We start from the raw sequence: 17,272 nt of genomic DNA on the forward strand, positions 1-17,272 counted from the left end.
CCTTCGGGTTGCGGCCGGACGATGCTCGGCACACTTGTTGAATTCCGTACGTCGCTATTAATAGCACAGGAGCTTACTTTTCTGCAGTAGCCAACGGGAGCGCGGTACTCTGGGTCCATGGCGGACCACGGTGAGGCGATGTGCAGACAGGTCGACGTCGGCATGACGCGCGTCTTCGAGCTGTTCGGCAAGCGCTGGACGGGCTTGATCGTCGCCACCTTGATGCCGGGCCCGGTGCACTTCGCCGATCTGCGGCGGGCCATCCCCGGGATCAGCGAGCGCATGCTGTCCGACCGCCTCATGGAGCTGGCGGCGACCGGCCTGGTCGTACGTGAAGTGGATGCGGGCCCTCCGCTGCGCGTCGCCTACCGGCTGACGGAGGCCGGCCTGGCGATGGAGCCCGCACTCAAGGAGCTGTCGCGGTGGGCCGAGACGTATCTCACCGATGGCGGGCAGTGTCCGGAGCGGTTCCGGAAGTAGGGGGCAGGGAGTAGGGGGCGGGGTCTTCCGGTTGCCGGGGCTCCCCCGCCTCTGCGGGGGATTTCCTGGCTCTGCCGGAGTTCTCCCGCTTCTCTCCTGCAGGCCGGGTCCGTTTCAGCCGAGGTGTTCCTGGGCGGCGTTGTAGCGCCGTAGATACGTCGCGAAGCGGTCGAGGTCGGCCTCGTCCCAGTCCGCCAGTCGCTCATGGAAGGCCTGGCGCCGGCTCGCGGTGACATCGGCGAGCACCTCGGCGCCCTTCTTGGTGGGGTGCAGCACCTGTACGCGCTGGTCGTCCGGATCGACGCGGCGCTCGACGAAGCCGAGCCGCTCCAGGGCGGCGATCTGCCGGCTGACCGTGGACTTGTCCAGGAAGTAGTGCGCTGCCAGGTCCGTGGCGCGGCATCCGTTCTGGTCATCGAGGTGCGCGAGCAGCGTGTAGGAGACCAGCGACAGCTCGGGGTGCATCCGCGCGGCGGTCGCGCGGGCCCGCCTGGCGAACGCAGTCATCTCCTGCTGGATGGTCTCGACGGAGGTGTCGCGGTGGGGCACGGGGTTGCCTTTCCTGGAGGTAGTTGTATAGTACAACGTGAGTCGATGGTTGTAATTGCCAACTCAACTCTGCAATGGCCGACGCTGTGAGCGTGTGCCGTGAGCGCCCGCGGTGAGTTGTGTATGCCGACCAGTAATGGCTCTGGGGGCGTGGTGTGCGGAGCTTGCTGCGTTGCGTCCTGTTGCGCCGCGATGCTCGGCGCCGCGCCGCGCCGCGCCGGCCACCTGCCCAAGGCAACTGCCCCGCCCGATTCGACTAGTTGAGAAGGCCTGCACCATGAGTCCGGTCCCCCGTCCCGACCACCGCCGGAGCGACACCCGCGGTCCCGACCGAACCGATCTCCGTACGGAGCACCAGGGCACGCACCGCTCCGCCCACTCCGCAGGGCTGCGTCACGTCCTCACGCACCTGATCACCCCGCTGCTGATGTGCATCGGCATGGGCCTGGCGTATCTGGGCGCGTTTGCGCATCCCGCGCCGCATCACCTGCCCGTCGCGGTCGTCGGATCGGGCCGGAGCGCGCAGCTGCTTGCTCAGTCGATCAACGACAAGGCGGGCGGTGACCTGGACGTACGGACGGTCGGCGACCGGTCCGCAGCGGTCGGCCTGCTCAAGCACCAGGACATCTTCGGCGCGTATGTGATGAAGCCGAAGGAGAGCGCCGCCGGTGGTACGGCCGGCGCCGCTCGGCCGTCCGCTCCTGAGCTGATCGTGGCGACCGCAGGGTCCGACACCAGCGCCTCCGTGGTGCAGAAGATCTTCACCCCGCTCGCGGCGCAGCAGGGCGCCCCGCTCGAGGTCACGGACGTGGCGCCGACCGCCGAGGACGACCCGACGGGGCAGGGCATCTTCTTCCTGCTGGTCGCGATCAGCATCGGCTCGTACGCCTCGGTCGCGGTGATCGGCGGCGCCGGAGCCGTGCTGCCGCTGCGGCAGCGGGCGGCACTGGCGCTCGGTACGTCCTTCGTTGTCAGCCTCATCGGCGCGGCGTTCGCCGGCCCGGTCTTCCACCTTGTCGACCACGGGCTGTGGGGGGTATGGGGCATGGCCTGGCTGTACTCGGCGGGCATCCTGCTGATCGGCACCGGGCTGCACACCTTCCTCAAGCGCTGGACCACGCTCGGAGTGATGGCGCTGTTCGTGATGCTCAACTTCACGTCCTCCGGCGGGATCTTCCGCCCCGAGATGCAGAACGGCTTCTTCGCCGCGCTCCACTCGTTCTGGAACGGCGCAGGCTTCGTCGAGGGCACCCGTAGCCATCTCTACTTCGACGGCTACGGCCTGACGGGGCATGTCTGGACGCTCGCCGTATGGCTGGTCGTCGGCGCGGTGATGGTCGGCGTGGCAGCCCTGGCCGAGAGGAAGCGGCGCACGGCCGCGGCGACGGTGGCCGCCAATGCCGCGGCGGTGGCGGCGGCTGCGGTGGCGGCCACGGTGTCGGTGTCGGTGTCGGTGTCGGTGTCGGTGCCGGGGCGAGCGGAGGAGGAGATGGAGGAGGCTGTGGGGGTGTAGGTGGGGTGGGGTGTGATGGGGGTGGGGGTGGGGCGGCTGCCTGGCGTTGCGTCAGGTGGCTTGCCGAGCCCCTTCTTGACACCTCTTGCCCATGCTGCGTCGGCGTTTTCTCCACAACTGCCTTGCGGTACTTGTGGGACGACGAAGCTACGAACCGTCCCCGACCTCGTTCCCCGCCTTTCTCCGTTCCCTCCCCGCCTCCTCTGATCCTCATCCGCCGGGCCGCCACGGAGAGTTATCCACAGGGCCTGCCGGACCGTGGGCGGTGTCGGTACCGTCATGGGCGAACGAGAAAGAACCGGCCGGTCGGGCCGGACAGAAACAGGTCGTGGAGGGGGAGGTGGCGCGCGATGTCGCGTGTGCCGTACGTACCGGGGTTTGCGAAGGCAGATGCGCAGGGGGTGTCACGCAAGGCCGCGGGCCGGGCGTTGCGCGAGCGGCTGCCTCGTTCCGCGCAGGCCGCGCTGTCGATCGCGGCCGGGCGGCCGGATGCGGTAGCGGCGGTCGAGGAGTCCAATGCCGGGCGGTTGCCGGAGCTGACGCCGATACGGGTCGGGCGGATGGCTGCCAGTCCCTTCGCCTTTCTCCGAGGCTCCGCGGGCCTGATGGCGTACGACCTCACGGCGACTCCCGTCACCGGCATAGGCGCGCAGATATGCGGCGACGCCCACGCCGCCAACTTCGGCCTCTATGCGGACGCCCGCGGCGGCCTGGTCATCGATCTCAACGACTTCGACGAGACCTTGCACGGGCCGTGGGAGTGGGACGTCAAGCGGCTCGTGACGTCACTGGTGCTGGCGGGCCGGGAGGCGGGCGTCGGCGAGGACGACTGCCGGAAGGCGGCGCAGGACGCGGCGGGCGCGTATCGGCGCACGATGCGAGTGCTGGCGAAGCTGCCGGTGACCGAGGCATGGAACGCGATCGCGGATGAGGAACTGGTCTCGCACACCGACGCCCGGGATCTGCTGGGGACGCTGGAGCGGGTTGCCGCCAAGGCGCGTAAGAACACCAGCGCGCGCTTCGCGGCCAAGGCCACGGAGCGGGGGCCGGATGGTGGCCGGCGGTTTGTGGACGCGCCGCCGGTACTGCGGCGAATACCGGATGCGGAAGCGGCGGCGGTGGCGTCCTCGCTCGCCGGCTATCTGGAGACGCTTCCCGAGGACCGGCTGCCCCTGCTGGCCAGGTACGCCGTGCACGATGTGGCCTTCCGAGTGGTCGGGACGGGCAGCGTGGGGCTGCGCTCATACGTGGTGCTGCTGCTTGATCACCGGGGCGAGCCGCTGGTGCTCCAGGTGAAGGAGGCGCGGAGTTCGGTGCTGACGCCGTTCGTCGAGAAGGCCGGGTTCACTGTGCCTGCGGTGGCGCACGAGGGGCGTCGGGTGGTGCGCGGGCAGCGGCGGATGCAGGTCGTGAGCGACATGTTGCTGGGCTGGACAACGGTGCAGGACCTGGCAGGGAGCGGAGCGCACGAAGGGCTGCCGTTCCAGGTCCGGCAGTTCAGGAACCGCAAGGGGAGCGTGGACCCGGCGCAGCTGACAGGAGAGCAGATGGACGACTACGCACGGATGACCGGTGCGCTCCTGGCGAGGGCGCATGCGCACAGTGCGGACCCGCGGCTGGTGGCCGGGTATTGCGGCAAGGGGGAGGAGCTGGACGAGGCGATGGTGGGGTTCGCGGTGGCGTATGCGGACCGTACGGAAGAGGATCACGCGGAGCTGGTGGCGGCGGTCAAGAGCGGTCGAATAGCGGCGGAAATGGGGGTCTGACCAGGACAGACCTGCTCTGGGGGTGTTTTGCTGCGGGCTTGACGTCGGCCTGCGGTGGGCTGCCGGGGCTGGGCGGCCGCGGGCACCGGGGCCGGACGCGACCCGGGTGCGCGGGGCCAGGGCTGCCTTTGGGGAGACGCGGGCGTGGAGGTGTGGGGACTGAGGGGGTGGGGCGGGAGGGGGGAGGGGGACCCCTGGGGCGAGGCGCCAGGAAGGCCGTTGCCGACCCCGCCCCGCCCCGCCCCGCCCCGCCACACCCCCGCCCCGCCACTCCCTTCGCCCCGTCTCACCCCGTCCCGCCTCACCCCGTCCCGCCTCACCCCCGCCCCCACTCGCCTGCGGCGGCCCCGCGCTCGCATGGGCCGTACGCTGACCGGGTGACGAACTCGCACGCGGAGAACGCGCAGGACGGCCAGCACCGACCGGACCCGCAGGCGCCCGACGCCCCACGCGGTGATCAGGGCGACCACGCCGCCCAGGACGAGGCCACTCGGCGCCTGGCGAAGGCCGTGCTGGCGGCTGAGCAGGCGTTGATCGAGTTTGAGATCGCGGTGGAGACGTTCCGGGTGGAGGTGGAGAACTTCTCCCGGCTGCATCACCAGCGGCTCGGCCCCATGTATGCACGGCTGGACGAGCTGGATGCGCAGATCGCCGAGGCCGTGGCGGCGCGTACGGGCGACCCCGAGGACATCCGTAAGGCCAAGGAAGCGCGGGCATCCGTGCTGCCGATGCCCAACGTGGAGGAGCTGTTCCACGGCTGGGTGGGTTCGGAGGGGCTGTTCCCCGAGGCGCAGGCGATGCTCACCGAGCAGTCGGTGCAGCCGCCGCAGAAGGTGCGGCCCAGCGAGGAGACCCGCAAGGTCTACCGCGACCTCGTGCGCAAGGCCCACCCGGACCTGGCGCGGGACGACGCGGAGCGGACCCGGCGGGACGCGTTCATTGCGCGGGTCAATGCGGCGTACGGGCGGGGTGACGAGGCGGCGCTGCGGGAGCTGGCGCAGGAGTGGGAGGCCGGTCCGGCGCCCGCAGTGGCGCGGCTGAGCGAGAGCGAGGAGCTTTACGCGCGGCTGGAGTGGCTGGCCGAGCGCAAGGAGCTGCTGTCCGCCGTCGCCGCGGAGCTGGAGGAGAGCGCGATCGGGGCGATGATCAAGATGGCGCCGCAGGACCCGGACGCGCTGCTGGACGAGATCGCCGAGAAGCTGCTCGCCGACGTCGCGGAACGCGAGGCGTATCTCGCGCAGCTGGTCGGGTAGCGTCGGGAGTATGCAATTTGGTTCTGTGCCCACGGTCGGTGTCGACGTTCTGACGTCCGAGGACTTCCTCCTGGACGTACGCGAGGACGACGAGTGGAAGGCCGGGCACGCCGAGGGTGCCCTGCACATCCCGATGAGCGAATTCGTCGCCCGTTACGGAGAGTTGACCGAGGCGGCGCCCGAGAGCGGCAAGGTGTATGTCCTGTGCCGGGTCGGCGGGCGGTCGGCCCAGGTGGCGCAGTATCTGATCAAGCAGGGCATCGACGCGGTGAATGTCGAGGGCGGTATGCAGGCCTGGGAGGCCACCGGACGCCCCGTGTCGGACGGCAAGGGCGGCATCGGGACGGTCGTCTGACCTGGTGCGTCCGACCGACGCGTCCGACGGGGATGGCCGACCGGGTCCGCCGAGCGGGCGCTGCCTGAGCGGACCACCCCGCGAGGCCGCCCCCTGAGCCCCTCGAGTCCCCGGGGCCCCGCTCTCCCTCAGCTCAGCGAATGTGCTGCAAGAAGATCGCCAAGCGCCTCCTCATGGGCGGCGGCCGGCCCCAGGGAGAGTTCGAGCTGCTTGGCCCAGGCGTGGTAGCGGTGCAGGGGGTAGTCGGTGTCGGCGCCGAAGCCGCCGTGCAGATGCTGGGCGGTCTGGACGACGCGCCGTACGCCGTCGGCGGCCCAGATCTTGGCGACCGCGACATCGCCCGCGGGCGGTAGCGCGCCGGCCGCGCCGGTGGTGATGCGCCAGGCAGCCTGCCAGAGGGTCGCTTCCATGGCGCGCAGGTCGATGAAGCGGTCGGCGGCCTGGACGGCGACGGCCTGGAAGGTGGCCACGGGGAAGCCGAACTGTTCGCGTTTGCCGGTGTAGTCGCTGGTCATGGCGAGGACCCGTTCGCCCAGGCCGAGGGCGAGCGCGCAGGTGCCGGTGGTCAGGACGTTGCGCAGCGTCTCCCAGGCGGCCGGGTGGGTGATCGTTTCCCGGGTGCCGATGCGTACGGAATCCAGCCGGGCCTTGGCGTAGCGCTCGCCGCTGGTGGAGATCTGGTCGTCGAGTGCGAGGCCGGAGTGGGTGCGCGGGACGAGGGCGAGCAGGGCCTGTCCGTCGGCGGTGTGGGCGGGGAGCAGGATCCGGTCGGCGGTCTGGGCCCAGGGGATGGCGGTCTGGGTGCCGTCGAGTATCCAGTCGGTGCCGTCCTGGCGGGCGGTTACGGCGAGCTCGGCAGGGTCGTGGCCGGTGTGGCCGCCGGCGGCCACCGTCACCACGAGGTCTCCGGTGGCGATGCGGGGGAGGACCTCGGCGCGTAGTTCGTCTGTCGCGTACGTCTGGAGGGTGTGCGCGGCCGCGGAGGACTCCAGCAGTGGTACGCGTGCCAGTACCTTGGCCGACTCGCGCAGTACGAGGCAGAGCGCGATCGGGTCGAGGCCAGCTCCGCCGTGTTCGGGGGCGATCAGCAGGCTCAGCAGATCGGCGTCGGCGAGCTTGTGCCACAGGGAGCGGTCGAAGTCGTCGGCGACGGCTCCGGGGGTGAGCGCCGGGCTGGGCACGCTGTCGGGAGCAACCCCCGAGAAGACGGCCCCGGCCGCTTCGACGGCGGCTTGCTGCTCCTCGGTGAAGGTGAAGTCCACTGGTCTGTCCTCCCACGCGGCGCACTGATCTGACGGAGCGTCAAGGTAGAACAGGTTGCAGGAATTGGGAATGGCGGGGAAGGAAATGCCGCCGCGTGAGCCTGTGGGCCGAGTCAGCGGTCGAAGTCCAGCTCGACCTCTTCCGTGACGGGGTGGGACTGGCAGGCCAGCACATACCCGGCGTCGACCTCCTCCGCCTCCAGCGCGAAGTTGCGGTCCATGCGTATCTCGCCGGACACCAGGAACGCCCGGCAGGTGCCGCACACCCCGCCCTTGCAGGCGTACGGCGCGTCCGCACGGTTGCGCAGCACCGCCTCCAGCAGCGATTCACCGTCGTGCACCGGCCAGTTCCCGGAGCGTCCGTCGAGGGTGGCGGTCACGGTGCTGTGTGCGGGAGCGGAGGCGGCGGGGGCCGAGGGCGCGGTGGTGGTGCCGTCGTCGATGTGGAAGATCTCTTCGTGGATGCGGCTGCGGGGGACCTGCAGGGACCGCAGCGCCCGCTCGGCGCCCTGGACCAGGCCGTGGGGGCCGCACAGGAACCAGCCGTCGACCGAATCGACGGTCAGCAGCGCGGGCAGCAGCGAGCGCAGGCGTGTCTCGTCCAGCCGTCCGGACGGCAGACCGGCCTGCTGTTCCTCGCGGGAGAGGGTCTGGATCAGCTGGAAGCGCTGCGGATAGCGGTCCTTGAGGTCGGCCACCTCCTCCAGGAACATCGTCGAGGCCGCCGTGCGGTCGCTGCGGATCAGGCAGAAGCGGGCGTCGGGCTGCCGGGCGAGCAGGGTGGAGACGATGGAGAGCACGGGGGTGATCCCGCTGCCGCCGACGATCCCGGCGAAGTGGCCGGGGCGCGGGGGGAGGGTGAACCGGCCCGCCGGGGCCATGACCTCCACGGTGTCGCCCGCAGTCAGCTCCTTGAGGGCGTACGAGGAGAAGGCGCCGTCCTCGACCAGGCGGATGCCCACCCGCAGTACGGGATCGTCGGTGGCCGGGGTGCAGATGGAGTACGTACGGCGGATCTCCTGGCCGTCGACCGATCTGCGCAGCGCGATGTGCTGTCCGGGGGTGTGCCGGAAGGTCTCGCGCAGTGCGGACGGGACCGTGAACGTGACGGCGACCGCGTCGTCCGTGAGCCGCTCGACCTCCCGGACCCGGAGCGGGCGGAACATCACAACTCCTTGAAGTGGTCGAAGGGTTCGCGGCAGGTCTCACAGCGTCGCAGGGCTTTGCACGCCGTGGAGGAGAAGCGGCTGAGCAGGGTGGTGTCGGTGGATCCGCAGTTCGGGCAGCGGATCGTCAGGTCGACGGTGACGGGTCCCCCGGCCGGTCCGGTGGGGCGCGGCGGGGCGATGCCGAATGCGGCGAGCTTGCGGCGGCCCTCGGCGGTGATGGCATCCGTGGTCCAGGGCGGGCTCAGGACCGTACGGACCTCGACCTCGGGTATGCCGTTCTCGTGCAGCACCCGCTCGATGTCGTCGGACATGGCCTTGATGGCGGGGCAGCCGGTGTAGGTGGGCGTGAGCCGTACCTCGACGCGGTGCGGGGAGGTCAGCCGTACGCCGCGCAGCACGCCGAGCTCGGCGAGGGTGAGCACCGGCAGCTCGGGGTCGGGGACGGAACCGGCCAGTGCCAGCAGCTTCTCTTCGAGGGCGGTGAGGGCGGCGGTGGTCACCATGTCGCCCCCGGATGGCTGCGGTGCAGGTGCTGCATCTCGGCGAGCATCCGCCCGAACGGTTCGGTGTGCAGTCCCTGGCGGCCCGCGCCCGCGGTCCAGGCGCCGCGCTGCGGGCCCTGCGGGACGGTGAGGGTGGCCCGGTCCAGGAGGGCGGTGACGCGTGACGTCCATTCGTCGTGCAGTGCAGGCCAGGGTGCGTCCAGTCCCTCGACGGGCTCGAAGAGCTCGCCGGTGAAGCGCCACAGGGCGTCCAGGCCGCGCTGCATACGCGCATGGCTTTCTTCGGTGCCGTCGCCCAGCCGCAGTGTCCATTGTTCGGCGTGGTCGCGGTGGTAGGCGACTTCCTTGACGGCCTTTGCGGCCAGCGGCGCCAGCTCGCTGGAGCCCGTGGCGAGGTGGTCGAAGAGCAGCTGCTGGTAGGTGGAGAAGTACAGCTGGCGGGCGATCGTGTGGGCGAAGTCGCCATTGGGCTGCTCGACGAGTTGGACGTTGCGGAACTGCCGTTCCTCGCGCAGATACGCCAGCTCGTCCTCGTCCCCCGCCAGGGAGAGCAGTATGCGGGCCTGGCCGAGCAGGTCCAGGGCGATGTTGGCGAGTGCGACCTCTTCTTCGAGGACGGGCGCGTTGCCGGCCCACTCGCCCAGGCGGTGGGAGAGGACCAGGGCGTCGTCCCCGAGGGCCAGGGCCGGGGTCAGGGTGAGGTTCGTCAAAGGTGATGCACCCCGTCCGGGATCTCGTAGAAGGTCGGGTGGCGGTAGGGCTTGTCGCCGGCCGGTTCGAAGAAGGTGTCCTTCTCGTCCGGTGAGGAGGCGGTGACCTGGGCGGAGGGCACGACCCAGATGGAGACGCCCTCCGAGCGGCGGGTGTAGAGATCGCGGGCATTGCGCAGTGCCATGGCGGCATCCGGGGCGTGCAGGCTGCCGGCGTGGGTGTGGGAGAGGCCGCGACGGCTGCGTACGAAGACTTCCCACAGGGGCCATTCGGTGGGCCGGGCGGCCGCTGTCGTGGCGGCTCCGGGGGTGTCGGCGGGGCGGGGTGTCGTCATCGGTCGTCCTTCCCGTGTTTGGCCGCGTGTGCGGCGGCCGCCTCGCGCACCCAGGCGCCGTCCTCGTGGGCCTTCCGGCGGCGGGTGATCCGCTGTTCGTTGCAGGGGCCGTTGCCCTTGAGGACCTCCCAGAACTCGGCCCAGTCGATGGGGCCGAAGTCCCAGTGGCCGCGCTCGTCGTTCCAGGTCAGATCCGGGTCGGGGAGCGTCAGCCCGAGGGCTTCGGCCTGCGGGACGCAGATGTCGACGAAGCGCTGGCGCAGCTCGTCGTTGGAGTGCCGTTTGATCTTCCAGGCCATGGACTGCGCGGAGTGCGCCGATTCATCGTCCGGCGGGCCGAACATCATCAGCGACGGCCACCACCAGCGGTCCACCGCGTCCTGCGCCATGGCGTGCTGGGCTTCGGTGCCGCGGCTGAGGGCCAGCAGGAGTTCGTACCCCTGGCGCTGGTGGAAGGACTCCTCCTTGCAGACGCGGACCATGGCGCGGGCGTAGGGGCCGTAGGAGCAGCGGCACAGCGGGACCTGGTTGGTGATCGCCGCGCCGTCCACGAGCCAGCCGATGGCGCCGACGTCGGCCCAGGTCAGGGTGGGGTAGTTGAAGATCGAGGAGTATTTCTGGCGGCCGCTGTGCAGCTTGTCGAGGAGTTCGTCGCGGCTGGTGCCGAGGGTTTCGGCGGCGCTGTAGAGGTAGAGGCCGTGGCCGGCTTCGTCCTGGACCTTGGCCATGAGGATCGCCTTGCGGCGCAGCGACGGCGCGCGGGTGATCCAGTTGGCTTCCGGTTGCATGCCGATGATCTCGGAGTGGGCGTGTTGCGCTATCTGGCGTACCAGGGATGAGCGGTAGGCGTCCGGCATCCAGTCGCGCGGTTCGATGCGTTCGTCCGCGGCCACGGTGGCGTCGAAGACGGCTTCGAGTGCCGATTCTTCCGGCGCGATCGTCGTCATGTGGTGCCCCCTCGCTCCCGACCGACCGATCGTTCGGTTCAATGGTCGGTGGGCGGACCGCGGGTGTCAACCCTGAGAAAACTCAGGGGAGGGTGTGCCGGGTGGTGCCGCGTAGGTACCGTTCCGTGGCGGAGTCAACCGGGACTGGGCCGACAGTCGGCCCGAGTGTCAGCCGACGGGATTCTGGGAACGGGGCGGGAATGCAGTCATACGGGGACGAAACGCGGCCACTCGCCGCGCTCTCGCTGCCCTCACGGATCGTCATAGGCGTGGCGGCCAGCGCCGGCGCCGTGATCGTCGCGATCCATCTGGCCATGATGTTCCTGCATGTCGCACCGCAGAACACACTCAGCAAGCAGCGGGGCAATCTGATCAGCGACTACGTCTATCCCGAGTACGAACAGAACTGGAAGCTGTTCGCGCCCAACCCGCTCCAGCAGAACATCGCCGTCCAGGTCCGCGCCCAGCTGCGCGGCCAGGGCGGCACCACGCGGACGACCGGCTGGACCGACCTGACCGCCCGCGACGGACGCGACATCCTGCACAACCCGCTCCCCAGCCACACCCAGCAGAACATGCTGCGCCGCGGCTGGGAGTTCTTCCTCAACTCGCACACCGCGCAGAACAGCCCCGTCGGCACGCGCGGCGAGCTGTCCGAGCGCTATGTCCGGCGCATCGTGATGTACCGCATGGGCGCCGAGTGGGCCAGGGACGGCCGGGTCGACCGGATACAGGTGAGGTCGGTGACGACGGCCGTCGCCCCGCCGCCGTGGAGCACCGAGAAGATCAGCACCAAGCCCATGTACCGCGTGCTGCCCTGGTGGCAGGTCACCGCAGACGACCTGCCCGAGGGGGCGAAGAACCAGTGACGTCACCGACGCCGCAGCAGCCGGCCGCCGAGCCCGAGACGCCCCCGGAGGCCCAGACCCCGGAGGCCCAGACGCCCCCGGAGACCCGGACGCCCCAAGAGGCCCGGCCGTCCCACGCCCCCGAGACGCCCCCGGAGGAGACCCGTATCGAGCGCGCCATCGGCCGCGGCTTCGTACGGGTCACCAGCCGGGCGATGGCCCCGTACCAGACCGCGGTGATCCGCATCGGGTTCTCCGCGACCTGGCTGCTGTTCCTGCTGCGGGAATGGCCCAACCGCCACGCACTCTACGGCCCCGACAGCCCCTTCAGCCTGGACATGGCGCGCCGGCTGCTGGGCGGCAACCACGCCTTCTCGGTGCTGCCCTGGTCGGGCAGCACCGCCTGGTTCGAGTGCGTCTACTCCGTGGCCATAGTGGCCAGCGCCCTGCTGATGCTCGGCTGGCGCACCCGCACCATGTCGGTGCTCTTCATGATCGGCGTGCTGTCGCTGCAGAACCGCAGCATCTTCCTGGGCGACGGCGGCGACAACGTCATTCACCTGATGTCGATGTATCTCGTGCTCACCCGGTGCGGGCAGGTGTGGTCCCTGGACGCGCGCCGCGCCAAGCGGACAGCGGCCGACGGCGAGGGCCGGGACCTGCCCGGCATCCTCTTGTGGACCGTCCTCGGCCTCGCCCTGGCCGTGGCCCAGCTGCTCGGCAACCACGCCCTCACCTGGTTCGGAGACGGCCCCTTCCCGCACATCGGCTGGAGCCTGGCGCTGTGGGGCCTGTGGGCGGTGCACGGCGTGTGGTGGGCGGTGCGGCGGTACGCGCAGGGGGAGCCGCGCATCGTCCTGGACACCCTCGCCAAGCTCGCGCACAACGGCGCGCTGCTGGTGATCATGGTCGAGGTCTGCCTGATCTACGCCACCGCAGGCTGGTACAAGATCCAGGGTTCGCGCTGGCAGGACGGCACCGCCGTCTTCTACCCGATGCACCTGGACTACTTCTCCCCCTGGCCGGGCCTGTCCCAGGTGCTCGGCAGCAGCGGCCTGATGATCATGCTGCTCACCTACGGCACGGTCATCGTGCAGGTGGCCTTCCCCTTCACCCTCTTCAACCGCCGGTTGAAGAACGTGCTGCTGGTCGCCATGATCGGCGAGCACCTCTCCATCGCGGTCCTGCTCGGGCTGCCGTTCTTCTCCCTCGCGATGATCGCGGCGGATGCGGTGTTCCTGCCGACGAACTTCCTGACCTGGCTCTCCGCCCGGATCTCCGACCTGCGCAAGCGGCTGTTCCCCCGCGGCGGCGCACCCCGGCCGGACGACGGCCCCGGTGGCGGCGAGCCGGATGCCCGTACCCACCACGACGGCGATGGCCATACCCTCGTGGGGTGAGCAGCGAGAAAACCGTCCCGGGCGCCCGGACCACCGCTCGGGACAGCGAGAGCACCGCCCCGGGCGCCGAACCCCTCCAGTACGACGAGGGCTACGGCCCCCGGATCGGCGTCGGCCCGCACCCGGAGCCCTGGCCCCAGGACGCCCGCTACGACCCCGAGCTGCTCGCGCACGGTGACCGCCGCAATGTCGTCGACCACTACCGCTACTGGACGCGCGAGGCGATCGTCGCCGACCTCGACACCCGCCGCCACGACTTCCATGTGGCCGTCGAGAACTGGGGCCACGACTTCAACATCGGCTCGGTCGTGCGGACCGCGAACGCGTTCCTCGCCAAGGAGATCCATATCGTTGGGCAGCGCCGCTGGAACCGCCGCGGCGCCATGGTCACCGACCGCTACCAGCATGTACGGCACCACCCGGACACCGCCGACCTCACCGCCTGGGCGGCCGCCGAGGAACTGCCGATCATCGGGATCGACAACCTCCCCGGCGCCGTCCCGCTGGAGACGACCGAGCTGCCGCGCCGCTGTGTGCTGCTCTTCGGCCAGGAGGGGCCGGGGCTGACCGAAGAGGCGCGCCGGCACGCCTCCCTGGTCTGCTCCATCGCGCAATTCGGCTCGACCCGGTCGATCAACGCGGGCGCCGCGGCCGCCATCGCGATGCACTCCTGGATCGGCCGCCACGCCCGCATCGAGGCTCCCTGAGGCCTTACGCCGGCCGCCTCACCTCCACCGTACGGAAGCGGTTCGCCACGAACGCGCCGTCGCACAGCGCTGCATTGGCCGCCGGGTTGCCGCCCGAGCCGTGGAAGTCGGAGAACGCCGCCGTCTGGTTCACATACACGCCACCGGTGAGGTTCAGCGACAGCTGGGCGCACTCCTCGAGGCAGGCGTCCTGCACCAGCCGCTCCACCTCGGCGTCGGTGGTGTACGCGCCGACCGTCATGGCGCCCTTGTCCCGTACGGTGCGCCGCAGCAGCTCCACCGCGCCGGCCGCCGAGTCGACGGCCACCGCGAAGGACACCGGGCCGAAGCATTCCGCCAGATAGGCCGCCTCCGCCTCCGGCTTGGCGCCGTCCAGTTTGACGATCACCGGCGTACGGACCGTGGCCTCGGGGAAGTCGGGGTTGGCCACCTCGCGGGAGGCCAGCGCCACCTCGCCGAGCCCGGCCGCCGCCTCGATGCGCTCCTTGACCTGCGGATTGACGATCGCGCCCAGCAGGGCGTTGGCCCGCGCGTCATCGCCCAGCAGGCCGCTGACCGCGCCCGCGAGATCGCTGACGACCTCGTCGTACGACTTGGGCCCGGCGTCCGTGGTGATGCCGTCCCGCGGAATCAGCAGGTTCTGCGGGGTGGTGCACATCTGGCCGCTGTAGAGCGACAGGGAGAACGCCAGGTTGGCGAGCATGCCCTTGTAGTCGTCGGTGGAGTCGATGACGACGGTGTTGACGCCGGCCTTCTCCGTGAAGACCTGCGCCTGGCGGGCGTGCGTCTCCAGCCAGTCGCCGAAGGCGGTCGAGCCGGTGTAGTCGATGATGCGGACCTCGCGGCGCACGGCCAGCGTCTTGGCCAGCCCCTCGCCCGGCTTGTCCACGGCCAGGCACACCAGGTCGGCGGGGAACCCGGCCTCGATGAGTACCTCGCGCGCCACCTGGACGGTCAGCGCCAGCGGCAGCACGGCCCGCGGGTGCGGCTTGACCAGCACCGGGTTGCCGGTGGCCAGCGAGGCGAACAGGCCCGGATAGCCGTTCCAGGTGGGGAAGGTGTTGCAGCCGATCACCAGGGCGACGCCGCGCGGCACGGCCGTGAAGGACTTGGCCAGCTCCAGCGGCTCGCGCTTGCCCTGCGGCTTGGACCAGGTCGCCTGCTCGGGGGTGCGGACCTGCTCGGCGTATGCGTACGCCACCGCCTCCAGGCCGCGGTCCTGGGCATGCGGCCCGCCCGCCTGGAACGCCATCATGAAGGCCTGGCCGCTGGTGTGCATCACGGCCTGCGCGAACTCATGGGTGCGCGCGCTGATCCGCGCCAGGATCTCCAGGCACACCGCCGCCCGCGCCTCGGGGCCCGCGTCCCGCCAGGCGGGGATCGCGGCGCGCATCGCCGGAAGCAGTACGTCCACATCCGGGTGCGGATAGCTGATGCCCAAGTCCGGGCCGTACGGGGAGACTTCCTCGCCCGTCCAGTCGTCCGTACCGGGCTGGTCCAGCGCGAAGCGCTTGCCGCGCAGCGCCTCGAACGCGGCCAGGCCGTCCGGCGCGCCGGTCTCGCCGTACGCCTTGGGGTGCTCGGGGTGCGGTGACCAGTACGCACGGGTACGGATCGCCTCGAGCGTCTGGTCGAGGGTGGGGCGGTGCTTGGCGATCAGCTGCGCTGCGGTCGGTTGCGCTGTGGTCACTTCGGTGGCCATCGATGACCAACTCCTCGTCGAGCCGGGCGGAGAGCGGATGAGGCGGTGAGTTCGGAACGAAGGACGGTCGGATCGGAACGAAGGACGGTGGGATCGGAACGGAAGGTGAGGGGATCCCGGCCAGGTCCGGTGCGATCCGGACCGAAGACTGGGAGCGGATGTACCAACAGAGTTAGAGTAACCGAACGATCGGTCGGGGCAAGAGGGTCCCGCATGCCTGTGGACAACTCGGGTCGGGGAGGATCAATCGCCATGACGGCAATCGGGACCGGCAGCACCGTGGCAGTGGTGGGCACCGGCACCATGGGACAGGGAATTGCGCAGGTGGCGCTGGTCGCCGGGCACCGCGTACGGCTCTATGACGCGGCCCCGGAGCGCGCCGGGCAGGCCGCCGCGGCCATCGGGCGGCGGCTGGACCGGCTCGTCGAAAAAGGCCGGATCACAGCGCAGGAAAGGGACGCCGCCCACGGCCGCCTCTCCCCCGCCGCCTCCCTCGCCGAGCTGGCCGACGCCGCCCTGGTCATCGAGGCGATTCTGGAGCAGCTTCCGGTCAAACAGGAGCTGTTCACCGCCCTGGAGGACATCGTGGCGGACGACTGCCTGCTGGCCACCAACACCTCTTCCCTCGCGGTGACCGCTGTCGCGGGCCCGCTGCGCCACCCCGGCCGCTGCGTGGGCCTGCACTTCTTCAACCCCGCCCCGCTGCTCCCTCTGGTCGAGGTCATCAGCGGCTTTGCCACCGACGAGACGGCCGCCACCACCGCGTACGAGACCGCCGCCGCCTGGGGCAAGACCCCGGTGCGCTGCGCGGACACCCCCGGGTTCATCGTCAACCGCATCGCCCGCCCCTTCTACGCCGAGGCCCTGCGTGCCTATGAGGAGCGGATCGCCGACCCCGCCACCATCGACGCCGTACTGCGTGACGGCACCGGCTTCAGGATGGGCCCCTTCGAGCTCACCGACCTCATCGGCCAGGACGTGAACGAGGCGGTCACCCACTCGGTGTGGACGTCGTTCTTCCAGGACCCGAGGTTCGCGCCCTCTCTGGCGCAGCGGCGCCTGGTGGAGGCCGGGCTGCACGGCCGGAAGACCGGGCGTGGCTGGTTCGACTACGCCGAGGGGGCGCAGCGCCCCGCGCCGCAGACCGCCGCGCCGTGTCCCGCCCCGGAGGCCGTCGGTCTGCACGCGGAGCTGCCCGGCCCCGCCGCGGTGCTGCGCGAGCTGATCGAGGAGGCGGGCATCAAGATCACCCGCGATCGTGCACCGGGGGAGTCCGAGGGCTTCCTCCGGCTGCCCGGCAGTGCGTGCCTGGCGCTGACCAGCGGGTCTCCCGCGACGAGCAGGGACCGCGGCAGGTACATCCGCTTCGACCTCTCGCTCGACTACCGGGCCGCCACCCGGATCGCCCTCGCCGCCTCCGAGGCCTGTTCCGAGGCGGACCTGGCGGAGGCGGTCGGGCTCTTCCAGGCGCTCGGCAAGCAGGTGAGCGTCATCCAGGACGTGCCGGGCATGATCGTCGCCCGTACGATCGCGATGATCGTGGACTTCGCCGTGGATGCCGCGGCCCGCGGGGTGGCGACGCCCGAGGACATCGACACCGCGATGCGGCTGGGCGTGAATTACCCCGGTGGCCCCATGGAGTGGGCCGAGCGGCTCGGCGCCCGGTGGGCGTGGGATCTGCTGGATTCGATGTGCCACCACAATGCCGGTGGCCGCTACGCACCGTCGTGGGCCCTCAGGCGCCGCGCGGACCTGGAGGGGCAGGTGCTCTAA

The 17,272-nt window shown here is 70.6% G+C and carries 17 protein-coding genes; 9 read left to right on the forward strand and 8 right to left on the reverse strand.

The window, feature by feature from the left end:
- Nucleotides 1-117 precede the first annotated feature (117 nt).
- Nucleotides 118-480 (forward strand): helix-turn-helix domain-containing protein, encoded by a 363-nt coding sequence (locus AB0D04_RS02800; RefSeq protein ID WP_362698649.1) that lies wholly within the window; start codon nt 118-120, stop codon nt 478-480.
- Between the two features lie 114 nt (nt 481-594).
- Here AB0D04_RS02800 and AB0D04_RS02805 read toward each other — a convergent pair whose 3' ends face one another.
- Nucleotides 595-1,029 (reverse strand): MarR family transcriptional regulator, encoded by a 435-nt coding sequence (locus AB0D04_RS02805; protein WP_362698652.1) that lies wholly within the window; start codon nt 1,027-1,029, stop codon nt 595-597.
- Between the two features lie 277 nt (nt 1,030-1,306).
- On the opposite strand from AB0D04_RS02805, the gene AB0D04_RS02810 reads away from it, so the two are divergent.
- The 4 genes from AB0D04_RS02810 (at nt 1,307) to AB0D04_RS02825 (ending at nt 5,916) form a co-directional block, all read left to right on the forward strand.
- Entirely contained in the window at nt 1,307-2,542 is a 1,236-nt protein-coding gene (locus AB0D04_RS02810; protein ID WP_362698655.1) for an ABC transporter permease, read from the forward strand.
- A gap of 350 nt (nt 2,543-2,892) precedes the next feature.
- A complete protein-coding gene (locus tag AB0D04_RS02815) occupies nt 2,893-4,308 on the forward strand; it encodes a DUF2252 domain-containing protein (protein ID WP_362698658.1) in 1,416 nt (471 codons plus the stop codon).
- A gap of 377 nt (nt 4,309-4,685) precedes the next feature.
- Complete coding sequence (locus AB0D04_RS02820) at nt 4,686-5,561, forward strand: J domain-containing protein (protein WP_362698661.1); 876 nt, start codon at nt 4,686-4,688, stop codon at nt 5,559-5,561.
- A gap of 10 nt (nt 5,562-5,571) precedes the next feature.
- Nucleotides 5,572-5,916 carry a rhodanese-like domain-containing protein gene (locus AB0D04_RS02825; protein ID WP_362698664.1) on the forward strand — a complete coding sequence of 115 codons (345 nt, stop codon included), beginning with the start codon at nt 5,572-5,574 and terminating at the stop codon, nt 5,914-5,916.
- 128 nt (nt 5,917-6,044) lie between these two features.
- Here AB0D04_RS02825 and AB0D04_RS02830 read toward each other — a convergent pair whose 3' ends face one another.
- The 6 genes from AB0D04_RS02830 to paaA form a co-directional block, all read right to left on the reverse strand.
- Nucleotides 6,045-7,178, reverse strand: a complete 1,134-nt coding sequence (locus tag AB0D04_RS02830; protein WP_362698667.1) for an acyl-CoA dehydrogenase family protein — start codon at nt 7,176-7,178, stop codon at nt 6,045-6,047.
- Between the two features lie 113 nt (nt 7,179-7,291).
- On the reverse strand, nt 7,292-8,344 hold the full coding sequence (locus AB0D04_RS02835) for a 2Fe-2S iron-sulfur cluster-binding protein (protein ID WP_362698670.1): 1,053 nt from the start codon (nt 8,342-8,344) through the stop codon (nt 7,292-7,294).
- Nucleotides 8,344-8,850 (reverse strand): 1,2-phenylacetyl-CoA epoxidase subunit PaaD, encoded by a 507-nt coding sequence (gene paaD, locus AB0D04_RS02840; protein ID WP_362698673.1) that lies wholly within the window; start codon nt 8,848-8,850, stop codon nt 8,344-8,346. The genes AB0D04_RS02835 and paaD overlap by 1 nt, the downstream gene beginning before the upstream one ends.
- Nucleotides 8,844-9,560, reverse strand: coding sequence for a 1,2-phenylacetyl-CoA epoxidase subunit PaaC (gene paaC, locus AB0D04_RS02845; RefSeq protein ID WP_362698676.1), 717 nt, complete (start codon nt 9,558-9,560; stop codon nt 8,844-8,846). The genes paaD and paaC overlap by 7 nt, the downstream gene beginning before the upstream one ends.
- A complete protein-coding gene (gene paaB / locus AB0D04_RS02850) occupies nt 9,557-9,895 on the reverse strand; it encodes a 1,2-phenylacetyl-CoA epoxidase subunit PaaB (protein ID WP_362698679.1) in 339 nt (112 codons plus the stop codon). The genes paaC and paaB overlap by 4 nt, the downstream gene beginning before the upstream one ends.
- Nucleotides 9,892-10,842 (reverse strand): 1,2-phenylacetyl-CoA epoxidase subunit PaaA, encoded by a 951-nt coding sequence (gene paaA / locus AB0D04_RS02855; protein ID WP_362698681.1) that lies wholly within the window; start codon nt 10,840-10,842, stop codon nt 9,892-9,894. The genes paaB and paaA overlap by 4 nt, the downstream gene beginning before the upstream one ends.
- Nucleotides 10,843-11,042: 200 nt before the next feature.
- On the opposite strand from paaA, the gene AB0D04_RS02860 reads away from it, so the two are divergent.
- From AB0D04_RS02860 to AB0D04_RS02870, 3 genes are all read left to right on the forward strand, one after another.
- Nucleotides 11,043-11,711 (forward strand): DUF5819 family protein, encoded by a 669-nt coding sequence (locus AB0D04_RS02860; RefSeq protein ID WP_362698684.1) that lies wholly within the window; start codon nt 11,043-11,045, stop codon nt 11,709-11,711.
- Nucleotides 11,708-13,090: an HTTM domain-containing protein gene (locus AB0D04_RS02865; RefSeq protein ID WP_362698687.1), complete on the forward strand. Its 1,383-nt coding sequence runs from the start codon at nt 11,708-11,710 to the stop codon at nt 13,088-13,090. Before AB0D04_RS02860 ends, AB0D04_RS02865 begins: the two co-directional genes overlap by 4 nt.
- Nucleotides 13,091-13,194: 104 nt before the next feature.
- Nucleotides 13,195-13,797 (forward strand): TrmH family RNA methyltransferase, encoded by a 603-nt coding sequence (locus AB0D04_RS02870; protein WP_362698786.1) that lies wholly within the window; start codon nt 13,195-13,197, stop codon nt 13,795-13,797.
- A 4-nt stretch (nt 13,798-13,801) separates the two neighbouring features.
- Here AB0D04_RS02870 and paaN read toward each other — a convergent pair whose 3' ends face one another.
- Nucleotides 13,802-15,499 (reverse strand): phenylacetic acid degradation protein PaaN, encoded by a 1,698-nt coding sequence (gene paaN, locus AB0D04_RS02875; RefSeq protein WP_362698690.1) that lies wholly within the window; start codon nt 15,497-15,499, stop codon nt 13,802-13,804.
- A gap of 252 nt (nt 15,500-15,751) precedes the next feature.
- On the opposite strand from paaN, the gene AB0D04_RS02880 reads away from it, so the two are divergent.
- The gene (locus AB0D04_RS02880) at nt 15,752-17,272 is read left to right on the forward strand and encodes a 3-hydroxyacyl-CoA dehydrogenase (RefSeq protein WP_362698692.1); all 1,521 of its coding nucleotides are present in this window, start codon (nt 15,752-15,754) and stop codon (nt 17,270-17,272) included.

The sequence above is a fragment of the Streptomyces sp. NPDC048483 genome (genome assembly GCF_040651455.1).
GTDB lineage: Bacteria > Actinomycetota > Actinomycetes > Streptomycetales > Streptomycetaceae > Streptomyces.

Excerpts from the sequence above, each read along its gene's own strand:
- AB0D04_RS02800 (WP_362698649.1), top strand. The coding sequence starts at position 118 with ATGGCGGACCACGGTGAGGCGATGTGCAGACAGGTCGACGTCGGCATG.
- AB0D04_RS02810 (WP_362698655.1), top strand. The coding sequence starts at position 1,307 with ATGAGTCCGGTCCCCCGTCCCGACCACCGCCGGAGCGACACCCGCGGT.
- AB0D04_RS02815 (WP_362698658.1), top strand. The coding sequence starts at position 2,893 with ATGTCGCGTGTGCCGTACGTACCGGGGTTTGCGAAGGCAGATGCGCAG.
- AB0D04_RS02825 (WP_362698664.1), top strand. The coding sequence starts at position 5,572 with ATGCAATTTGGTTCTGTGCCCACGGTCGGTGTCGACGTTCTGACGTCC.
- AB0D04_RS02835 (WP_362698670.1), bottom strand. The coding sequence starts at position 8,344 with ATGTTCCGCCCGCTCCGGGTCCGGGAGGTCGAGCGGCTCACGGACGAC.
- paaD (WP_362698673.1), bottom strand. The coding sequence starts at position 8,850 with ATGGTGACCACCGCCGCCCTCACCGCCCTCGAAGAGAAGCTGCTGGCA.
- paaB (WP_362698679.1), bottom strand. The coding sequence starts at position 9,895 with ATGACGACACCCCGCCCCGCCGACACCCCCGGAGCCGCCACGACAGCG.
- paaA (WP_362698681.1), bottom strand. The coding sequence starts at position 10,842 with ATGACGACGATCGCGCCGGAAGAATCGGCACTCGAAGCCGTCTTCGAC.
- AB0D04_RS02860 (WP_362698684.1), top strand. The coding sequence starts at position 11,043 with ATGCAGTCATACGGGGACGAAACGCGGCCACTCGCCGCGCTCTCGCTG.
- paaN (WP_362698690.1), bottom strand. The coding sequence starts at position 15,499 with ATGGCCACCGAAGTGACCACAGCGCAACCGACCGCAGCGCAGCTGATC.
- AB0D04_RS02880 (WP_362698692.1), top strand. The coding sequence starts at position 15,752 with ATGACGGCAATCGGGACCGGCAGCACCGTGGCAGTGGTGGGCACCGGC.